The organism is Parasphingorhabdus sp. W113, from assembly GCF_055693205.1.
The window spans coordinates 2,250,928-2,271,025 of the sequence record NZ_CM146328.1 but is presented as its reverse complement, the minus strand read 5'-3'; the positions used below and the strand labels follow the sequence as shown (position 1 = coordinate 2,271,025).

Here is a 20,098-nt window from a genome sequence, read left to right as displayed (position 1 = left end):
GCCCAATTCCTTCCCCTATCGCCAGCGCAGATTGTCGCGGCTCAACTGATCCACTGAGGTGACACCCATCAGCTTCATGTCCCGTTCTATCTCAGACTGCAGCAGCGCGAGGATTCTTTCAACCCCGTCCTGGCCGGCCGCGGCAAGGGCATAGAGATACAGGCGCCCACCGGAACAGGCTTTCGCCCCGACGCTGAGCGCCTTGAGCACGTGACTGCCGCGGGTAATCCCGCCATCGCAAATGACATCGATCTTGTCGCCGACCGCGTCGCAAATCTCGGCCAGTTGATCAAAAGGCGCCCGTGATCCGTCCAGCTGCCGGCCGCCATGGTTGGAAACCATGATCGCCGTCGCGCCGATATCGACCGCCCGCTGGGCATCGGCGACCGACATAATGCCCTTCAGACAGAATTGCCCGCCCCAGTCCTTGCGAATATCTTCCGCCATCTGCCAGTCGAGTGTCTGGTCTAGCATGGTATTGAAATAGTCCGCGACCGACAGCGCCACGTTGGTGCCTTCGCCGACATGGTCCTTGAGATTGGACAGCTCGAATTTTTCCCGGAACAAATAGTTCAGCGCCCAGGCCGGTTTGGTTGCATAGCTGAAAAAGCTCGCCGGCGTGATTTTGGGCGGACTGGTAAAGCCGGATCGCAGACAGCGCTCACGATTGCCGCCGACAATCGTGTCGACGGTCAGCGTGATCGCATCAAATTGCGCGGCCTTGCAGCGTTCAACCATCGACCGGTTGAGGCCCTTGTCCTTGTGCACGTAGAGTTGAAACATTTTCGGCGTGTCAATCGCCGCACCAATTTCCTCGATGCTGACCGTGGCGAGAGAGGAGATTCCGAAGAACGTTCCGTGTTTCTGTGCCGCGCGCGCAACCGCTCGTTCGCCTTGCCAGTGAAACAGGCGCTGCAGCGCGGTGGGCGACAGAAAGAGCGGCAATGCCAGCTTTTTCCCCATGACCGTCGTGCTGGTATCGATGGATTCGACGCCCGCCAGGACATTGGGCACCAGATCGCAGCTTTCATAGGCCGTGGTGTTTCGCCGCCGGGTGATTTCGTCATCAGCAGCGCCGTCAATATAGTCAAAAATCGGAAAAGGCAGGCGTTTTTTTGCCAGGGACCGAAAGTCGTTCACATTGTGGCAATCGGTCAATCTGTTAATTCGTCGCACGTAAGCCTCGATTCGTCGCTCGGACGGTCGAGCTTGCAGATTATGATTAGAGCAATGTCCAACGCTTGCAAGAATTTGCGTCGGCGGACGGACAAACTGGATGAAGAGGGAAATACAGATATGACGGAGACTGTTCCGGATGAACCAGCACCCATGCGACCCGAACGGTCGCCCGGCGCTAAATTCCTATTGGTTTTGCTGACTGGCTTTTTGCTGGCCATCCCGCTCTTTGCGAGCTGGCTGCTGGTTTATGATCGCCAGAGTCAGAGCGAGCAGGCGGAACAGTCGATCGTGACCGGCTGGGGCGATAAACAGGTTTTTGCCGGCCCCAAAATTGTCCTGCCCTATAAGGCAAAGGTGACCGAGTCCGTCGAACAAGACGGCAAAACAGTCACTCGCACCAACCTGGTGACCAGAGAGCTCTATATTTCGCCGGAGGTGATGACCATCGACAGCGCGATCGCAACCGAAGTCAAAAGCCGGTCCATCTATGAAGTCGTAATCTACAATACCAATGTCACCGGTTCGGCGACATTCAAGCTGCCGGAAGATTTTGACCGCTCCGGTATCGATCCGGCGGATATTGATTTCGCGCGCGCTGAAATCCGGTTCGGATTGTCGGATGCGCGTGGGTTGTCAGCCGAAAACGAACTGGTTGTCGATGGTCAATCCCTGGTTTTGCAGCCGGGTAAGGGCCTGGGTGAAACCGGAAATACCGGCTTTTTCTCGTGGCTCGATGCGACCAGGCTGGAAACCGACAGCATGGCCGTCTCCTTTGATGTCAAATTTCGCGGTACGGAAAGCCTGACCATGGTTCCCGATGCCGGGCAGACCAACTGGACCGTGACTTCCGCGTGGCCGCATCCAAGCTTTACCGGCGGGTTCCTGCCGGACAATGAAGTGAGCGATGCTGGTTTCACCGCGAAATATGGTATTTCCAATCTGGCGCTGGGCACCAGCTTGACCTCCACCCAGGCCGGGCAGCAAGTCTATCCGCAGAGCGGCAGCCGTCCGTATAGCAGCTATGATGGCGGCGGTGCCGGCGTCAGCTCCAGCGTGACGGTGAACCTGATCCAGCCGGTCGATCTCTATGATCAGGTGAGCCGGGCGACCAAATATGGCTTTCTGTTCATCGGCTTCACCTTTGTCGCATTTCTGCTGTTCGACCTGATCGGCGGCGTGCGAATTTCATCGGTGCAATATATTCTGGTCGGCGTAGCACTGGTGCTGTTCTTCATCCTGTTGCTTGCCTTTGCCGAGATTATCGGCTTTGCGCTGGCTTATGTGGTGGCATCCTTTGCGACCATTGGCCTGATCACCGCTTATGCGGCCTCGGTCCTCTCAAGCTGGCGAAGGGCATCGATTATTGGCGGATTATTGGCTGCGCTTTACGGCGTGATCTATATCCTGCTCAGCCTCGAAGCCTATTCGCTGCTGATCGGATCGCTGCTGATCTTTGCCGCTCTGGCCGGGGTCATGTATGTGACCCGCCGGCTCGACTGGTCGAGCAGCTTGCGCAAGACGGGAACGGCGAAAGCCTGATCCGCGCTAGCGAACCGCGCCTCGTGCGAATGTGTCGCACGAGGCCGGGTCGCCGGTCTGCATCCCGCGTTTCAGCCAGGTCATGCGCTGTTCTGACGTGCCGTGGGTGAACATGCTTTCGACCGGACTGCGTCCGGCATTGCGCATGATGGTGTCATCGCCAATGGCATGGGCGGCGGTCAGACCTTCCTCGACATCACCGGGTTCCATCCGGCTGGCATTTTGGGCCGCCCAGACGCCGGCATAGCAGTCCGCCTGCAATTCCATCCGCACCTGCAGCGCATTGCCATCGGCTTTGCTCGAGCGGGCCTGTTGCTGGCGCACCTGACTGGCGACGCCGCTGAGATTCTGGATATGATGCCCGACCTCATGCGCAATGACATAGGCTTTGGCGAAATCGCCTTTCGCGCCCATCCGGGTTTCGAGCTCGTTGAAAAAGGAGGTGTCGAGATAAATGCCCTGATCAGCCGGACAGTAGAACGGACCCGCCGCCGAGCTGGCTGACCCACAGCCATTGGAGCTGACGCCGCCCTGATAGAAATTGATCGTCGTGGGACGATATTGCGAGCCATTGGCCTGGAACAGTTTCTGCCAGGTTTGCTCGGTTGATTTCAGCACCCGTCCGGCAAAAATCTCTTCCGGCGTGTCATAGGCTGTGGCTGCACCGGTCGGTGCAGAGGAACCGGAGCCGCCGGTCAACAGACTGGTGCCACCCCCAAACATCATGAACAGTGCGATCGCACCACCGATCAGCAGGACTGTGCCGCAACCCATTTTGCGTCCCAACAGCATCGGCAGAAAGCTGAGCAGCAAGCCCAGTCCGCCGCCACCGCCGCCACCAAATCCCCGACCGCCACCGCTGCGGCCATGGTCACGGGCATTCTGGCTCGGGTCGAGATCGTCTAATCGCATGGGTCATTCTCCTGTTGTGACCAAGAGTGCGCGAATAATTCTGAAACCGCAAGTATCGAACCGCAATCGGTTCGGGACAGCATTGCCCATTTTCCGACTGACAAGCGGCGCGGCAGCGGTTAGGTTCACAGCATTGTGTAATTTGTAGCATTGAACAGGGGATATTATGCGCAAGATTTCGACGGCCATCGCGATGATGGCAACGTCCATGCTTTGGAGCACGGCGGCGCGGGCAGATGATTTGAACGCAGCCATTCAGGCGGATTTGCCATCACTGATGGAAATTTACCGCGACCTGCATGCCAATCCGGAACTGAGCGGCGAAGAAGTCCAGACCGCAGCGAAGCTTGCCAAAGAGGCCCGGCGCCTCGGTTTTGATGTCACCGAAAATGTCGGCGGTACTGGTGTTGTCGCCGTCATGAAAAACGGGGCGGGGCCAACCGTGATGATTCGCGCGGACATGGATGGGCTGCCACTGGTTGAAAAAACCGGCTTGCCGTTCGCGTCAAAAGTCAAAGCGAAAACCCGCGAAGGCAATGATACCGGCGTGATGCATGCCTGTGGCCATGACACCCATATGACGGGCTGGGTTGGCACTGCCCGCCAACTGGTCGCCCGCAAGGACCAGTGGTCGGGCACCTTGGTGATGATCCTGCAGCCGGCCGAAGAAACCGGCGAGGGGGCCAAAGCGATGCTGGCAGACGGGCTCTATACCCGTTTTCCGAAACCGGAATATGTGCTCGCCTTTCATGACGCTGCCGGTGCGCCCGCTGGATTTATCGGCTATGCCCCGGGCTATGCGCTGGCCAATGTCGATAGCGTCGATATCGAAGTCAAAGGTGTTGGCGGCCATGGCGCCTATCCGCACACCACCAAGGATCCCATCGTCGTTGCCTCGCGCATCGTGGGCGCGCTGCAAACTCTGGTCAGCCGTGAAATTGATCCGCAAGACCCTGCAGTGGTGACGGTCGGGAGCTTCCAGGCTGGCTTCAAGCATAATATCATTCCGGACAAGGCGAACCTGTTGCTTACCGTGCGCAGTTATTCGGACGAAACCCGGGCCAAGTTGCTCGATGGCATCAAGCGTATCGCCAAAGGCGAGGCGGTGACCGCCGGTCTGCCCGAGGATCGCATGCCGACGGTGCGGGTGCGCGACGACGAATTTACGCCGTCCACCTATAACAGCCCCGAATTCACTCGGGAGATGGCCAAGCTTTTTGAAACCCGCTTTGGCAAGGCGCGGGTGGTGCAATCCAAGCCAGTCATGGGCGGCGAGGACTTTAGCCGCTTTCGCCGGGCGGATGAATCGATTAAAAGCATGATTTTCTGGGTCGGAGGCGTGCCTATGGCAGAATATCAGGACGCGAAGAAAAATGGCAAGAAACTGCCGTCCCTGCACAGTCCCCTGTGGGCGCCGGATGCAGAGAAAGTGGTGGCCACCGGCGCCGAAGCTTTAACCGCTGCCGCGTTGCAGCTGATGAAAAACGGCGGCTGAAGCCATGACGCTATCGGCAAGTTCCTCAGCTGGTGGCGGTCTGGCCGTCATGGCGGGCTTGCTGTTGGCGGCCAATGGACAGGTTGCGGAGCCTGCGGATAATCTGTCCGTTGCGGTCGACAGCAGCTATTTTGAAGGGCGCTGGGCGTTTGCCGAAGAGACCTGTGACCAGCCGTCCAACTGGACGATGATTGGCGGCGGCAATTTTGTGTCCGAGGATCTGATCGGCACCTGGCAATGGGATGGCGATGTACTGCTATTGAAATTGACTGATCTCGCGGTGGATGAAGAAACCGGAGAGGCCGGTGGTCGTTTTCAGATGGAAGGTCCGGTCGCAGTGGCTTCTCCCGATCGGTTTGTGTTCGCCATCGCACCCGACAAATATGAAATGAAGCGCTGCCCCTGACTTATCGCTATTGCGAATAAGTTGCAGAAATATAATCGTTTTTCTTGATCAACTATGATCAAAAAATCGAATGGAGACTGGCGCGCAATCGGCGTATCTAGGTGCCAGGCCGATTCACTTTTTCGGCACTAGAATATGTTCATTTCATCAAAGGAGAAGACCATGGGACTCGCAGGATCCAAAACAGAACAGAATTTGAAAGACGCTTTTGCTGGCGAAAGCCAGGCTAACCGGCGCTATCTCTACTTCGCCCAGAAGGCCGACATTGAAGGCTATAACGATGTGGCTGCCGTATTCCGGTCCACCGCAGAAGGCGAAACCGGGCACGCTCATGGCCATCTCGAGTTTCTCGAAGAAGTTGGCGATCCGGCAACTGGTGAGCCGATTGGCAGCACCGAAGACAACCTGAAGTCGGCCATTGCTGGCGAAACCCACGAATATACCGACATGTATCCCGGTATGGCGAAATCCGCCCGTGAAGAAGGGTTTGACGAGATTGCAGACTGGTTTGAAACGCTGGCAAAGGCTGAGAAAAGCCATGCCGGTAAATTCCAGAAGACTCTGGAATCAATGGACGCTTAAGCTGTTCTGACAGAATAGAAAGTGCCGTGATTGCTCTCTGTTTCGGAGATAGGTCACGGCACTTTCCTTGCTATCTTACCCCTCAACGTCGCCGAATTGGATAATGTCATGAAAGAAGGCAGTCTCGACGCTCCGACGCGCCACCCTATCGCTTGGCAGGAAGAGTCCTTTTACGACGAGGAAGCGCTCGACAGCGAGCTGCGCCGCGTTTTTGACATCTGCCATGGCTGTCGTCGCTGCTTCAACCTGTGCGACAGTTTCCCGCAATTGTTCGATATGATCGACGAGAGCCCCAATGAAGAGGTCGAGGATCTCAGCGCCGATGACATGGCCAAGGTCGTTGATGCCTGTACGCTTTGTGACATGTGCTTCATGGTCAAATGCCCTTATGTCCCGCCGCATGAATTTGATCTCGATTTCCCGCATCTGATGCTGCGCCATCGGGCGGTTGAACATCGCAAAGGCAAGACCGGGATGGTCGACAAGCAGCTCGCGAAAATCGACCGCAACGCAAAGGTCGCCGGCGTGTTTGCGGACGCTGCCAACTGGGCGACGAAAAAAGATAACGGAACCACGCGCGGCATGCTCGAAACCGTCGCGGGAATCGACAAGCGCGCGCATCTGCCAGAATTTGAAGATGTACCGCTGACCCACAAGCATCCCGGTCACGGCCCGGTGGCCAATGCAGCCGGGCCTGCCTTCGGTCGCAAGGCGGCGATTTATGCCACCTGTTATGGTAATTTCAACGATCAGACTTCGGGCAAAGCAGCCCTGGATGTCTTGTCCCATAACGGGGTGGAAACCCGCGTGGAATATCCCGCCTGCTGCGGCATGCCGCAACTGGAAAATGGCAACATCCCGGAAGTGGCGTCAACCGCAGAGAAAGTGGCTGCCCATTTCGCGCCGCTGATCGACGAAGGTTTCGATGTCGTGGCTCTGACGCCCAGTTGCGCGTTGATGATGAAGTTTGAATGGCCGCTGATCCTGCCCGACAATGAAGCGATTAAGAAACTCGCCCTGGCGACTCGGGATCTCAGCGAATATGTCGTGGAACTGGCCAAGGATACCGGTGTCATGCCGATCGAGCCGATGCAGGCCCAGATCGGCATTCACTTTGCCTGTCACAGCCGCGCCCAGAATATGGGGCCGAAGGCGATGGAGATGCTGAAGCTGATTCCGGACGCCAAGCCGACTATTGCTGAACGGTGTTCGGGTCACGGCGGCAAATGGGGCATTTTCAAAGAGAATTTTGACAAGGCCGTCAAAGTTGGTCGGCCGGCGGCCCGCGCGCTGGCCAAGGGTGATCCCGATTATATGGTCAGTGAATGTCCACTGGCGGGACCGCATCTCAAGCAGGTGATGGAAATGGGCAATCAGGCGAAAGTGCCGGAACGGATCGGCCATCCGATTGAATTGCTTGCCAAAGCTTATGGATTTGAAGGAAAATAACGATGCCGCGTGACGAACATGTCATAACCAAAGACGATATTATTGCGCTCAGCGACTATGAACTGATCCGCAACGAAAAGCGCCAGGAAAGCATCTTGCGCAAGAAATTTCGTCGCCTCGCCATCGGTCCTTATGCGACGATTCAGTTTGAAAGCTGGGACAGCATGTGGCTGCAGATTCAGGAAATGCTGCGCATTGAAAAAGGCGGCGATGAGCAGCTGGTCGACGAGCTGGCGGCTTACAACCCGATGATCCCGAACGGCGCGGAATTTACCGGGACCCTGATGTTCGAGATTGACGAGGAAGAGCGCCGCACGGCTTTTTTAAAGACGCTGGGCGGGGTCGATCAGCATATCCATCTCGTCATTGGCGATCACAAGATCACGGCGGAACCGGAACAGGATATCGACCGGACTCGCGCGGACGGCAAGGCCAGTGCGGTTCAGTTTCTCCACTTCCCGTTGACTGCAGAGCAGGTTCAGGCGTGGAAAAGCGGAGAGGGTCAGACGATGATCCAGATTGATCATCCCAATTACGGCCATGCCGCGATTATCGGCGACGAATGCCGCCGCGACATGACCCGCGATCTCGACTAAAGCGGACCAGGATGGGGTGCCATCCTGTAACTGTTACTTGCGACCACCTGGTGGTGTGAGATCAATCGGGCCGTTGGGGCCGCCGCGCCGTTTTGGTCCGGTGCGTTTCGTGGCACCCGCATAAGATGACGGCGCCGCCGGTCTGGCAACCGCTCGCTCCGCCGCTTCGACGTCATCGCCGACCGCATAGGTTGATTCCGCGTCTTCGCTATAGCCGAGCGGTTGGCCGAAGACGAATTCGCCATCCGCTTCATCATCGCCCCAGCTATCGTCAACCGGCGCGGGAGCCGGTTTTTTCGGGGCTTCCGCAACCACAGGCTTGGGCTCGGGTTCCTCGTCGACTGGTGCAATGAAATAGACCAGTACGCCAACGGATAATATCAACAGGCCTGCTTGCTTGATCATGACGGACACCAAAAGTAAAAAAGAGGAACCCGGGCGTTAGCTGATGAGCGTTAAGATACCCTTACGAGGGCTATTTTCGGGCTTGCACCCGATCAAAAAAATCCGCCGAAAACCCAGGCAAATGGGCTTCGGCGGATAGCTTTTCCTCCCCAGGAAAACTGGATAAATGGGCCTCAAAAGGCCGGAAACTTTCCTTTGTCGATAAGGCAAGACCGTCGCGGTGACACGCAGTAATTTACAATAAGCGTGTAAATCTAGCATATTGCCTAAAAATATCTTGTCATATTGTAAATATATTTACATACCTTCGTCGAGATATGGCCAATCAAAAACTCTTTGCCGGCGCGGCGATCAAGCGCCTTCGTCGCAGCGCAGGGATGACCCAGATCGCGCTGGCAACGGCGCTGGATATCTCGGCAAGCTATCTCAATTTGCTCGAACGCAACCAGCGCCCGGTCAGTGCGCGGCTTATGCTGCTGCTCGCCGACCGGTTCGATTTTGATCCCCGGCAGTTGGTTGCGGCGGAGCCCGGAGGCGGCGTGAGCGGAATCAGCCGCCGCTTGTCCGATCCGCTGTTCGACGCCATCGAGATTGACCGCACCGAGCTCGAAGACTGGCTGAGCGTCGCGCCCAACGCGGCCGAGGCTTTCGCCAAGCTGTTTGACAGCCGCACCACCACGCAAGGCTTGGATGATCACCGCATCATCGAGTCGATTGCGCTGGCGCGGAAAGAGATTGAGCGGTGGCGCAATCATTTTGCCGATCTCGATGCCATGGCTGAAAAACTGGCGGATGAATTGCGGCTGGGTTCGGCGGATCTGTATAACGCGATGACCGAGCGATTGCGGGTCAAGCATCAGATCATGGTCCGGATTTTGCCGGAATCGGTTCTCGAAGACAAATTGCGGCGGCTGGATCTGCATGCCCGGCAGTTGCAGCTGTCGGAAATGCTCGATCCGGCATCCCGGACGTTCCAAACCGCGATATTGCTGGGCCAGATGGAGGCGCAGAGTGAAATTGATGCGCTGACCACGGGTGGCTTTTTTGAGGATGCGACGGCGGAACAGCTCTATCGCCGGCACTTATGCGGCTATTTCGCGGCGGCGCTGATGATGCCTTATGTCCGCTTTTTGCGGGCCTGCGAACAAACGGGCTATAATTTGCCGGTCCTGATGCGGCGCTTCGGGGCGGGTTTTGAGCAAGTTGCGCACCGCCTGACCACGCTGCAACGGGTTGGTGCGCGCGGATTGCCGTTTTTCATGCTGCGGATTGATCGGTCCGGTCTGGTGTCCAAGCGTTTTTCCGGCGCCAGTAATGCCGCGTTGGTCGAGAGCGCCCATCGCTGTCCCAAATGGAATATTCATCGGGCGTTTGAACGACCGCAGGACATCCAGGCGCAACTGGTCGTGCTTGAGGATGCCAGCCGCTGGGTGACATTGTCACGGACGGTACAGGGGATCGGCGCAGGTATTGGAGGATTTAGTGCTGAATTCGCGATCGGACTGGGCTTGTCGGCAGATCTCGCTGGCTCGCTTTTCCACGCCCGCGATCTGGATATCGCCCACGCGCATGCGGAACCCATCGGTCTGGGCTGTCCGGCCTGCACCCGTCCCGGTTGCGCCCAGCGATCATCGCCACCCAAGAACCGCACATTGCTGTTTGACGACAATGAGCGCGGCTTGACCCCGTACGGGATCGTGCAAGACTGAGCGAAGACTGTCGGATAATTGAACATTCCAGTGAATTTTCAGGATTTTTTTGCTGATAGGGTGTAAAATTAACCGACAGCTTACGATTTTTAACTATCACACGCGTGCACTATGGAAAGACTGCGCGTTTCATGATCAGGCTGTTCAAACATTATATACCTTATCCGGTCCTTTTTCTGGGGCTATTGGATATTTTGCTGCTGGGTCTTGCGGCCGAGCTCAGCTGGATCCTGCGGGCGAACCAGATTGACATGGTCGTTGGCTCGATATTCGACCGCCCCGCGCCGATCATCAGTTTTGCAATTGCGCTCGAAGTGGCGCTGATTTCGGTCGGGGTCTATGGCACGGAATCGCTCCAATCCCTGCGCTTTGCAGCGGCCCGTATTCTGGTCGCGATATCCCTCGGGGTGATTTTCCTGTCGCTGATGGCGTTCATCATGCCGGGCATTACATTATGGCGGTCCAATTCGCTCTACGCGATGGTTTTGGCGATCATCATGCTTTTGGCGGTCCGCGCATTGCTTGGCGCGATGCTCGACATCAATGTGTTCAAGCGGCGGTTGCTCATTCTTGGTGCCGGTCCGCGCGCAAAACGGATCATGGAACTGGCTGCCAAATCTGAGAGCGGTTTTCTGATCGCCGGCTTTGTCGATATGAACGAGGGTCCGGCGATTGTTGAGGAAGCGGTCAAACGGACCGCCATCAAGGATCTGCCGCAACATGTCATTGATCTTGAAGTCAGCGAGGTTGTGCTGGCGCTCGAAGAACGCCGCAACTCGCTGCCGGTTGCCGATTTGCTGACGATCAAGACCACCGGGGTTCATGTCAACGACATGTCGAGCTTTCTCGAGCGTGAAACCGGCCGGGTGGACCTCGACAGTGTCAATCCGAGCTGGTTCATCTTCTCGGACGGCTTTTCTTCCGGCCGCCGGATATCGACGATGTTCAAGCGCAGCTTTGATGTCTTCCTCAGCCTTGCCTTGCTCTTGCTGACAGGACCGATCATCCTGCTATTTGCCTTGCTGGTGAAGCTGGAAAGCCGCGGTGGTGCCTTTTTCAAACAGGAACGTGTCGGGCTCTATGGTCAGAAATTCAGCATATTGAAACTGCGCTCGATGCGTGCCGATGCCGAGATACCGGGCGAAGCGGTGTGGGCCAGTGAAAATGATCCGCGGATCACCCGCGTGGGCAATTTTATCCGGAAGGTGCGGATTGATGAACTGCCGCAGGCCTGGAGCGTGCTCAAGGGCGAGATGAGCTTCGTCGGCCCCCGTCCCGAACGCCCGCAATTTGTCGACGATCTGCAAACCAAAATGCCCTATTATGCCGAACGGCATATGGTCAAACCGGGCATTACCGGCTGGGCCCAGATCAACTATCCTTATGGCGCCTCGATCGAGGACAGCCGGCACAAGCTGGAATATGATCTCTATTACGCCAAAAATTACACACCGTTTCTCGACATATTGATCCTGCTGCAAACCATTCGGGTGGTGTTGTGGCCGGAAGGAGTGCGCTGAGATGGAACAGATTTTGTCGCAAATCAGTCTATGGGGGCATGGCATTGCCGCGGCGCTATTTGGCGCGTTGACCATCTGGCAGGTGCAGCGTGACACTGACCGCAACAATACCCAGATTTCGATGATCGTTGCATTGGCGCTGACCAGCTTCTGGGGGCTCGCCGTAACTGTTGAAGGCGCCGCGTCGCCGATTGCGAATTTCAGTGAATCACTCCGCAATCTTGGCTGGCTGACCTTCATGTTCATTTTGCTGCGCACCGGAGAAGGGCGCAACGAACCGCGCGCGGTTTTTGTCATCTATCTGTTCCTGGCCCTGGTTCTGATCGGGCAGATGGTGGTGGATTCCCTTATCCCGGTGTTTGAAGGCAGCCCGCGGTTGAGTGGGATGGCGACTTATACTGCCTTGCTGCTGCGGATGTTGTTTTCCGTTGGTGGACTGGTTCTCGTCCACAATCTCTACTCGATTTCCGCGGCAGAAACCCGATGGGGAATCCGTTTGCCAATGGCTTCGTTGGCAGCAATCTGGACCTACGATCTCAATCTGTACACGATCACCTATCTGTCACAGCAACAACCGGTTGAACTGTCGGCGATGCGTGGCCCGGCTATGGCCTGTGTTGCCCCGATCATGGCACTGGCGTCGGCGCGCAACAGCGAATGGCAGTTGAAATTGTCTCGCAGTGTGGCCTTTCGCTCTTTGTCGCTGGTGGCCATTGGCGGCTATTTGCTGATGATGATCGTTATCGCGACCGCGCTGCAGATCATTGGCGGCGACTATGCTCGTCTGGCGCAGATCAGTTTCCTGTTCGGAACATCAATCGCCGCCCTGCTGTTGCTGCCATCCGGAAAATTCCGCGCCTGGTTCAAGGTCAAGCTGGCCAAGCATTTTTTCCAGCATCGCTATGATTATCGCGCGGAATGGATTCGCTTTACCGATACGATCGGTCGGCCAGGGGAGGACAGTGCGCCGTTTCATGAGCGGGTCGTCAAAGCGCTCGCCGATATCACGGATTCTCCCGCCGGTATTTTGTTGATGCCCAATGATGCGGGGCGGCTGGAATTGCAGTCGCGCTGGAACTGGCCAACCATCCAGGTTCCGGCCCGCGCCTGCACCACGCGCACGGTGCCGTTTTTTGAACAAACCGGTCATATCATCGAATTTGACGCGCTGCGCGCGGAGCAAGATGACCAGTGCGAGGCGCACGCGATTCCCGAGTGGATGACCAATGATCCCATGACCTGGGCGGCGGTGCCCTTGGTTCATTTCGACCGGTTGGCCGGCATTGTGCTGCTGGCCCGCCCGCGGATTGATCGTACGCTCGACTGGGAGGATTTTGACATGCTGCGCGTCGTTGGGCGGCAGGTTGCCAGTTATCTGGCCGAAGCGCGCAGTCAGGAATCCCTGTCGGAAGCCCAGCGTTTTGACGAGTTTAATCGCCGCATGGCGTTCATCATGCATGATATCAAAAATCTCGTGAGCCAGCTCAGCCTGCTCGCCCGCAATGCCCAGCGCCATGCGGACAATCCTGAATTTCAGGCGGACATGGTGTCTACATTGCAGGATTCTGCGGACAAAATGAACGGGCTGCTGGCGCGCCTGTCTCAGCATAACAAGGCGAAGCCGGAAGAGCCCAAGCCCGTGAAAGTCGCGGATCTGCTCCAGTCGATCATCCAGAAAAAGCGACTTCTCCATGCGATTGAGAGCAACCAGATTGATGATCTGACTGCGATGGCGGATCCGCCGCGCGTCGACCAGATTCTGGGTCACCTGATCCAGAACGCCATTGATGCGAGTGGCGATGGACAACCGATCCTGATCAATGCCCGCCGCCGCGACCTCAGCGTGGCTATAGAAGTGATTGATCGCGGGGTCGGCATGTCGAGTGAATTCATGCGCAGCCAGCTGTTCAAACCATTTGCGTCCAGCAAGGACGGCGGGTTCGGGATCGGAGCCTATGAAGCGCGATCTCTCGCCATGGCCATGGGTGGCCGACTGGAAGCGGAGAGCAAGGAAGGGGCGGGGAGCCGCTTTACCTTGATCCTGCCGCTCGCCAGCCAATTGACCGAAGACAATATTGAAGATGAAAGGGCCGCATAACATGGCTGATCAGGGTCAGACAAAACCAGAGAAACTGTTGATCGTCGAGGATGATCCGGGGCTGCAGAAACAGTTGAAATGGGCTTATGAGGATTTTGAAGTCCTGATCGCGGGTGATCGCGAAACGGCGATCAATTTGCTGCGCTCGGAAGAGCCGGATGTGGTCACGCTCGATCTCGGACTGCCGCCGGATCCGGACGGCACGACCGAAGGCTTTGCGACCATGGATGCGATCCTCAGCCTGAAACCCGACACCAAAGTAATCGTTGCATCCGGCCACGGCGAAAAAGAGAGCGCGCTGCGGGCCATCGCCAATGGCGCGTGGGACTTTTACCAGAAGCCGGTTGATATTGACGAGCTGGGGCTGATTGTCCGCCGGGCGTTTCATGTGCGCAAGCTGGAGCTGGAAAATTCCACATTGTCGGCCAAGCAGGAAGGCAATCGGGTGCTCGGCCAGATCATAACCGGCGCGCCGGAAATGCTGAAAGTGGCACAAATGGTCGAGCGCGTGGCCAATACCAATGCTTCGGTGATGTTGCTGGGCGCGAGCGGCACTGGCAAGGAGTTGCTGGCGCGCGGGCTGCATGACAGCAGCGACCGCCGGGAGAAATCCTTCGTCGCGATCAATTGCGCCGCGATACCGGAAAACCTGCTCGAATCCGAATTGTTCGGCCATGAAAAAGGTGCCTTTACCGGTGCGGTCAAGACTACCGAAGGCAAAATCGAGCAAGCCGATGGCGGGACGCTTTTCCTCGATGAGGTCGGCGATATTCCGCTGCCGCTGCAAGTCAAATTGCTGCGCTTCATTCAAGAGCGCGTGATCGAACGGATCGGTGGCCGCAAGGCGATTGCGGTGGATACCCGCATCGTCTGTGCCACCCATCAGAATCTCGAGGCGATGATCGCGGAAAACAGCTTCCGCGAAGATCTATATTATCGCCTTGCCGAGATTGTCATCAAGATCCCGCAATTGTCCGAACGCTCGGGCGATGCCAGTTTGCTGGCGCGGCACTTTCAGAAGAAATTTTCCGAAGAGATTAATCCCGCGGTCAAGGGACTGGCACCCGATGCGCTGGCGGCGCTGGAAGCCTGGGACTGGCCGGGCAATGTCCGCGAACTGGAAAACCGTATCAAACGCGCGGTGATCATGGCGGATGGCAAGATGATTGTCGCGCAAGACCTCGATCTCGACAATGATGACGGTGAGGGCAAGGATCTGCTCAACCTCAAGGCCGCTCGGGAAGCCGCTGACCGGGCCGCGATCATCCGCGCGATATCGCAGACCGATGGCAATATCTCCAACGCAGCAAAATTGCTCGGGATCAGCCGGCCGACGCTTTATGATTTGCTGAAACAATATCAGTTGCAGCAGGCGAGCTAAGCCATGCGCGCGCGCTTTCGCGAGACTCTGGGCCGCAACAGGCAGAATCGGCGGAAAAAACCGATCCTGACGGTTGCGGTCGTGATTGGCTTGCTCATTGGCATATCGTCAGCCCTGCACGCTGCAAGCGAAGGCAATGCAGACGCGCGCGGCGCTTTTGCGAAAGCCCAGACGCATAGTGCGGGCGGCGATATTCGATCGGCGAGAATCGAATTGATGAACGCCATCAAACAGGATCCGCAATGGCCCGCGGCGCGGGTGTTCCAGGCTGAAATATTGCTGAAGCTGTTCGATGGGGTCGGCGCCGAAGCGGAATTGCGTCGGGCGCTGGAACTGGGCGTGGAAGCGTCCAGCATCCGGCATCTCCTGGGGCATGCGATGCAGATGCAGGGGCAATCAAACAAAGCCAAGGCAGAGCTTTTCGCCGATGATATTCCGAGCGAACATCAAGCCTATGCAGCGCGCATATTGGGACGGTTAGGCCTGCAGACCGGAGATGATGCGCTGGCGACTCAGGCCTTTGATCGGGCGATCCAATTGGAGCCGGACAGCGCCGACCTGTGGGTTGATATCGCCCGGTTTCGGGCTGGATCGGGCAACCAGTCCGGCGCCATTGCTGCGGTAGACGAAGCGGTAAAGCTGGAACCGAACAATATCCGGGCGCTGCAATATCGCGGGGAATTGCTGCGGTTTCAATTTGGTCTCGCGGCTGCCTTGCCCTGGTTTGAGCGGGCGCTGCAAATCGATCCCAATGATATTGGCCTGTTGACCGAATATGGCGCGACCCTCGGCGATATGGGCCGGATGAGCGAGATGCTGATCGTCGCCCGCAAGATCCTCTCGCTGGATGGCCGCAACCCGCGCGCGTTTTTCATGCAGGCGGTTCTGGCAGCGCGCGCCGGTCGTTATGATCTGGCGCGTACGCTGATGCAGAAGACCGAGGGGCAGCTGGATCAGGTTCCGGCGGTCCTGCTGCTGCAGGGGATCATCGCCCATGGTGATGGCAATTATAATATTGCGGTTGAGAAATTCCGCCGTTTGGTGGCGATGCAGCCCCAGAATCTGCAGGCCCAGAATCTGCTCGCGCGGTCGCTCTATCTGGCCGGTGATGCCAGCGAAGCACTCGCCGTGCTGCGGCCGCAGGTCAGTCGCAGCGGCGCCGAACCCTATGCCTTGTGGCTGGCTGGCCGCGCGCTTGAATCCCTTGATGCGCGTGGAGAAGCCGTGGGTCTGCTCAACCGGGCGGCCCGCCATGATGTCGGCAAGGAAGCGGCTTTCGCGCCGGATGCGCCACTGTCGGTCTTGCAAGCCGAAGCGGGCCGGTCGCCCAACAATGCGCGGGTTGTCATTCCGCTGATCCGGGCGCTTTACGATCGCGGTGATTTCGCGGCGGCCTTTGCGCAGGCGCGGCGATTGCAGAATGGCAATCCCGGAGCGAGTGATGCCCATATTCTCGTCGCCGATACGGCGATGGCGCGCGGAGATTATGACGCAGCGCTCGCGGCGCTGGAAAAAGCCCGCCAGATCCGTTTTTCCGAACCGGTCATGTTGCGCATGATTGAAGCCTTGCGGGCGAAAGGCGCCTTGCAGGAATCCGGTGAGGTGCTTGCCCAGTTTCTGCGCTATAATCCCAGCAATGTCGCCGGCTTGCGGTGGATGGCCTATGCCCATCTTGAAACCGAAAACTGGGCGGTCGCCAGCCGCATCCTGGAAAACCTGCGGGATCGACTGGGCGAGAATGACTCGCTGATCATGGCGGGACTTGCACAGGCCTATACCGGGCTTGGTCAGACGGAAAAGGCGATCAGGGCAGGGCGCATCGCCTACCGGGTGCAGCCGTCAAGTCCGGTTGTATCGCATCTCTATGGTCTGGCCTTGCTCGCCGATGGCAAACGGATCAAGGATGCCGCGGACCTGATCCGCAAGGCGGTCACCATCCGGCCGCAGAACGCGACTTATCGCCGTAGCCTGCAAAGAGCGCTGGCTGCGCTGAAGGAAACTGAAAAAACCGCGAAAAGCTGAGCGGATAACATGCCTGGTTCAGGCATCGTTCTCCAGCAGTTCATCAAGCCGGATATCCAGCCGTTTCATCTGGCGCGCCACGGGCGGCCAGACATTTTTGATGAAGTCCGCGCGCTGGGCATCACGCAATTTGGCCCGGGCGCCGGTGGCGACGAACATGCCGACGCCCCGTTTGACCGTCACCAGGCCTTCTTCCTGAAACCCTTGATAGGCTTTGGCGACCGTCAGCGGATTGGCGCCCTGATCAACGGCAAAGGCACGGACCGAAGGGAGCATGTCGCCTTCGCTATATTCGCCATCGAGAATCGATTCGGCGATAATGTCCCGCAATTTCAAATAGACAGGTTTGCTTTGATTGTTCATGCTGCTTCACTGCCATAATACAGCGATGCAGGCAAGGGATAACACTTATTTTTCTGTTATTTAGTTCCAATAGATACCATCTATTGCGGTGCCGGGCCTTCCCATGTGCGCAATATTGTACCGAGATCAGGCCGGGCGCGCTCGGCCAGCTCGCTGCCCGCCGTGCCGGCAAAGAGAAAGCCGGCAATACGATCCGGCGCCTGGCCGAAGAGGTCGCGCACGGCGTCATTATAAGCCGGCCATCCGGTGATCCAGCCCCCGACAAAGCCGCGCGCATGGATCGCGTGCAACAGGTTCATGCAAAAAGCCCCACAACTAAGATCCTGTTCCCATTGCGGAATCTTGGTTGACTGAACCGGACTGGCGAGAACAACCAGCAATGTTGGCGCAAGATGGGCCATGGTGTCGAGCGCTTCGATTTCCAGTCGTCCGGCATTCGGTTTTTCGTTTTTATAAGCCCGGGTTATTGCCTCTGCGAGACTGTCGCGTTGGTCGGCCGCAACCGAAATGACCCGCCACGGCGCCAGCTTGCCATGGTCGGGCGTCCGCAAGGCGGTTTCGACAACCGCGCGAATATCGTCGTCGCCCAAGCCGGGTGCCACCATATCGCGGGGGCGGGACGAACGGCGGGTGGCAAGATAGCTGTCGAGCTGGGATAGGTCATTGAACATCCCAAATATCTCGGTTCCCCGGCTTGCAAATGCAAGCGCCTTTTGTGGATAAACTGCTCAACATTGTAACAATCTGCTTCACTTGCGATCAATTTTGATTAGGGTGCCGTTCAACTGGACTGCGGTAGACAGTCCCGATCACTACTAGGGAGGCCGTTGTAATGGCTAGCGCGTATCAAGAATCCGGCGATGCAGCCGGAACGTTTCTGGGACATCCCAAAGGGTTGTTCGTTCTGTTCTTTGCCGAAATGTGGGAACGTTTTTCCTACTACGGCATGCGCGCCCTCCTGATATTCTATCTCACCAAGCACTGGCTTTTTTCGGACAGCGAGTCCGGGATCATCTATGGCGCCTATACCGCGCTGGTCTATATCACCCCAGTGGTTGGCGGCTATCTGGCTGATCGGTATTTAGGGCAGAGGAAGGCGGTGCTGTTCGGCGCCGTGCTGCTCACGCTGGGCCATTTCTTCATGGCATTTGAAGGGGAGGCCGGGCTTGGCCATTCCGATAATCCGATCATCAGCGTGTTCTGGCTCGCGCTGGCACTGATCATTGTCGGGTCGGGCTTTCTGAAGGCGAATATTTCGGTCATCGTTGGCCAACTCTATCCCCGCACGGATGTCCGTCGGGACGGGGCCTACACGATTTTCTACATGGGCATTAATCTCGGCGCTGCCCTGGGTTCACTGCTTTGCGGATATATTGGCGAAACATATGGTTGGGCTTATGGCTTTGGCCTGGCGGGCATTGGCATGCTGCTCGGACTGCTGGTCTTTATCTGGGGCAAGCCATTGCTGCTCGGCCGCGGGGAAGCCCCTGATCCGGTGAAATTGCAACAGCCGGTTGCCGGTCTGAAACTCGAATGGTGGATGTATATTGCCGGCATTGCGATGGTCGGCCTTTGCTGGCTCGCGATTCAGTTCCAGGACATGGTCGGCTATGTTCTGGCGATTTTTGGTGGCGGACTGGTGCTTTATGTTCTGTTCACAGCCGTGACCAAATTGTCCTCGGAAGAGCGTGATCGCATCTTTGCGGCCTTGTTCCTCATTCTGACATCGATTATTTTCTGGGCCTTGTTTGAACAGGCGGGCTCTTCGCTCAATCTGTTTACCGACCGCCATGTCGATCGGGCGGGTGTTCCGGCTTCGACCTTCCAGTCGATCAACGCCATCTACATTATCCTGCTGGCGCCATTGTTCGCTACGACATGGACGGTTCTGGGGCGCAAGGGCAGAGAGCCTTCGGCACCGTTCAAATTTGGACTTGGTGTCATCCAGGTGGGTCTGGGCTTTCTGGTTCTGGTCTGGGGCGCGCAATCCGCTGGTCTGGAAAACGCCACGCCGGTCATCTTCATTTTCCTCATCTATCTGTTGCACACCACTGGTGAGCTTTGCCTGTCTCCGGTCGGGCTCTCGGCGATGAACCGGCTTGCTCCGGCGCATATGGCCAGCCTGATCATGGGCACCTGGTTCTTTGCATCGGCGACCGGCAATTTCGCAGCTGGCCTGATTGCTTCGGCAACCGGTGCCGAGGGTGTTGGCGAAGAAGCCGGCAAACAGGTTGTTCTGGACGTCTACTGGACGGTTGGTCTGGTCGCCGTCGGCGTTGGCATATTCGTGCTGGTCATTTCTCCGTTCATCAAGAAGCTGATGCATCTGGACACATTGCAGGATGACGATGCCGGCGATGAACTTGAAGGGCAGCGGGAGCTGGGTGAACCGGCCGCCGCTGGTATTCATCCCTCGACCAAATCCTGAAGGATTAGGAATGA

17 protein-coding genes are annotated in these 20,098 nt (G+C 57.3%); 12 read left to right on the top strand and 5 right to left on the bottom strand.

Annotation, left to right across the window (positions count from 1 at the left end; all coding sequences use genetic code 11):
- Positions 1-15: 15 nt before the first annotated feature.
- Positions 16-1,167, bottom strand: coding sequence for an alpha-hydroxy acid oxidase (locus tag ACZ1GS_RS10915; protein ID WP_472698124.1), 1,152 nt, complete (start codon positions 1,165-1,167; stop codon positions 16-18).
- Between the two features lie 129 nt (positions 1,168-1,296).
- Between ACZ1GS_RS10915 and creD the strand changes: the two genes are divergently transcribed.
- The gene (creD, locus tag ACZ1GS_RS10910) at positions 1,297-2,718 is read left to right on the top strand and encodes a cell envelope integrity protein CreD (RefSeq protein ID WP_472695215.1); all 1,422 of its coding nucleotides are present in this window, start codon (positions 1,297-1,299) and stop codon (positions 2,716-2,718) included.
- Positions 2,719-2,724: 6 nt separating this feature from the next.
- On the opposite strand, the gene ypfJ is transcribed toward creD, so the two are convergent.
- Complete coding sequence (gene ypfJ / locus ACZ1GS_RS10905) at positions 2,725-3,630, bottom strand: KPN_02809 family neutral zinc metallopeptidase (RefSeq protein ID WP_472695214.1); 906 nt, start codon at positions 3,628-3,630, stop codon at positions 2,725-2,727.
- A gap of 166 nt (positions 3,631-3,796) precedes the next feature.
- On the opposite strand from ypfJ, the gene ACZ1GS_RS10900 reads away from it, so the two are divergent.
- From ACZ1GS_RS10900 to ACZ1GS_RS10880, 5 genes are all read left to right on the top strand, one after another.
- The gene (locus ACZ1GS_RS10900; RefSeq protein ID WP_472695213.1) at positions 3,797-5,125 is read left to right on the top strand and encodes an amidohydrolase; all 1,329 of its coding nucleotides are present in this window, start codon (positions 3,797-3,799) and stop codon (positions 5,123-5,125) included.
- A gap of 4 nt (positions 5,126-5,129) precedes the next feature.
- The gene (locus tag ACZ1GS_RS10895) at positions 5,130-5,531 is read left to right on the top strand and encodes a hypothetical protein (RefSeq protein ID WP_472695212.1); all 402 of its coding nucleotides are present in this window, start codon (positions 5,130-5,132) and stop codon (positions 5,529-5,531) included.
- A gap of 162 nt (positions 5,532-5,693) precedes the next feature.
- Positions 5,694-6,113, top strand: a complete 420-nt coding sequence (locus ACZ1GS_RS10890) for a rubrerythrin family protein (protein ID WP_472695211.1) — start codon at positions 5,694-5,696, stop codon at positions 6,111-6,113.
- Positions 6,114-6,221: 108 nt separating this feature from the next.
- The gene (locus tag ACZ1GS_RS10885) at positions 6,222-7,562 is read left to right on the top strand and encodes a (Fe-S)-binding protein (protein WP_472695210.1); all 1,341 of its coding nucleotides are present in this window, start codon (positions 6,222-6,224) and stop codon (positions 7,560-7,562) included.
- Positions 7,563-7,564: 2 nt separating this feature from the next.
- Complete coding sequence (locus tag ACZ1GS_RS10880; RefSeq protein WP_472695209.1) at positions 7,565-8,158, top strand: DUF3501 family protein; 594 nt, start codon at positions 7,565-7,567, stop codon at positions 8,156-8,158.
- 33 nt (positions 8,159-8,191) lie between these two features.
- Here ACZ1GS_RS10880 and ACZ1GS_RS10875 read toward each other — a convergent pair whose 3' ends face one another.
- Positions 8,192-8,563, bottom strand: coding sequence for a hypothetical protein (locus ACZ1GS_RS10875; protein ID WP_472695208.1), 372 nt, complete (start codon positions 8,561-8,563; stop codon positions 8,192-8,194).
- A 317-nt stretch (positions 8,564-8,880) separates the two neighbouring features.
- Here ACZ1GS_RS10875 and ACZ1GS_RS10870 point away from each other — a divergent pair, with 317 nt between their 5' ends.
- The 5 genes from ACZ1GS_RS10870 (at position 8,881) to ACZ1GS_RS10850 (ending at position 17,293) form a co-directional block, all read left to right on the top strand.
- Positions 8,881-10,272, top strand: a complete 1,392-nt coding sequence (locus ACZ1GS_RS10870; RefSeq protein WP_472695207.1) for a helix-turn-helix domain-containing protein — start codon at positions 8,881-8,883, stop codon at positions 10,270-10,272.
- Between the two features lie 131 nt (positions 10,273-10,403).
- The gene (locus tag ACZ1GS_RS10865; RefSeq protein WP_472695206.1) at positions 10,404-11,792 is read left to right on the top strand and encodes a TIGR03013 family XrtA/PEP-CTERM system glycosyltransferase; all 1,389 of its coding nucleotides are present in this window, start codon (positions 10,404-10,406) and stop codon (positions 11,790-11,792) included.
- 1 nt (position 11,793) lies between these two features.
- Positions 11,794-13,890, top strand: a complete 2,097-nt coding sequence (gene prsK / locus ACZ1GS_RS10860; protein ID WP_472695205.1) for an XrtA/PEP-CTERM system histidine kinase PrsK — start codon at positions 11,794-11,796, stop codon at positions 13,888-13,890.
- A 1-nt stretch (position 13,891) separates the two neighbouring features.
- Positions 13,892-15,271: a PEP-CTERM-box response regulator transcription factor gene (gene prsR, locus ACZ1GS_RS10855; protein ID WP_472695204.1), complete on the top strand. Its 1,380-nt coding sequence runs from the start codon at positions 13,892-13,894 to the stop codon at positions 15,269-15,271.
- Between the two features lie 3 nt (positions 15,272-15,274).
- Positions 15,275-17,293, top strand: a complete 2,019-nt coding sequence (locus tag ACZ1GS_RS10850; protein WP_472695203.1) for a tetratricopeptide repeat protein — start codon at positions 15,275-15,277, stop codon at positions 17,291-17,293.
- Positions 17,294-17,311: 18 nt separating this feature from the next.
- Here ACZ1GS_RS10850 and ACZ1GS_RS10845 read toward each other — a convergent pair whose 3' ends face one another.
- Entirely contained in the window at positions 17,312-17,656 is a 345-nt protein-coding gene (locus ACZ1GS_RS10845) for a GntR family transcriptional regulator (protein WP_472695202.1), read from the bottom strand.
- Between the two features lie 80 nt (positions 17,657-17,736).
- Positions 17,737-18,327 carry a nitroreductase family protein gene (locus ACZ1GS_RS10840; RefSeq protein WP_472695201.1) on the bottom strand — a complete coding sequence of 197 codons (591 nt, stop codon included), beginning with the start codon at positions 18,325-18,327 and terminating at the stop codon, positions 17,737-17,739.
- Between the two features lie 161 nt (positions 18,328-18,488).
- On the opposite strand from ACZ1GS_RS10840, the gene ACZ1GS_RS10835 reads away from it, so the two are divergent.
- Positions 18,489-20,084, top strand: a complete 1,596-nt coding sequence (locus tag ACZ1GS_RS10835) for a peptide MFS transporter (RefSeq protein ID WP_472695200.1) — start codon at positions 18,489-18,491, stop codon at positions 20,082-20,084.
- The last annotated feature ends 14 nt before the right edge of the window (positions 20,085-20,098 follow it).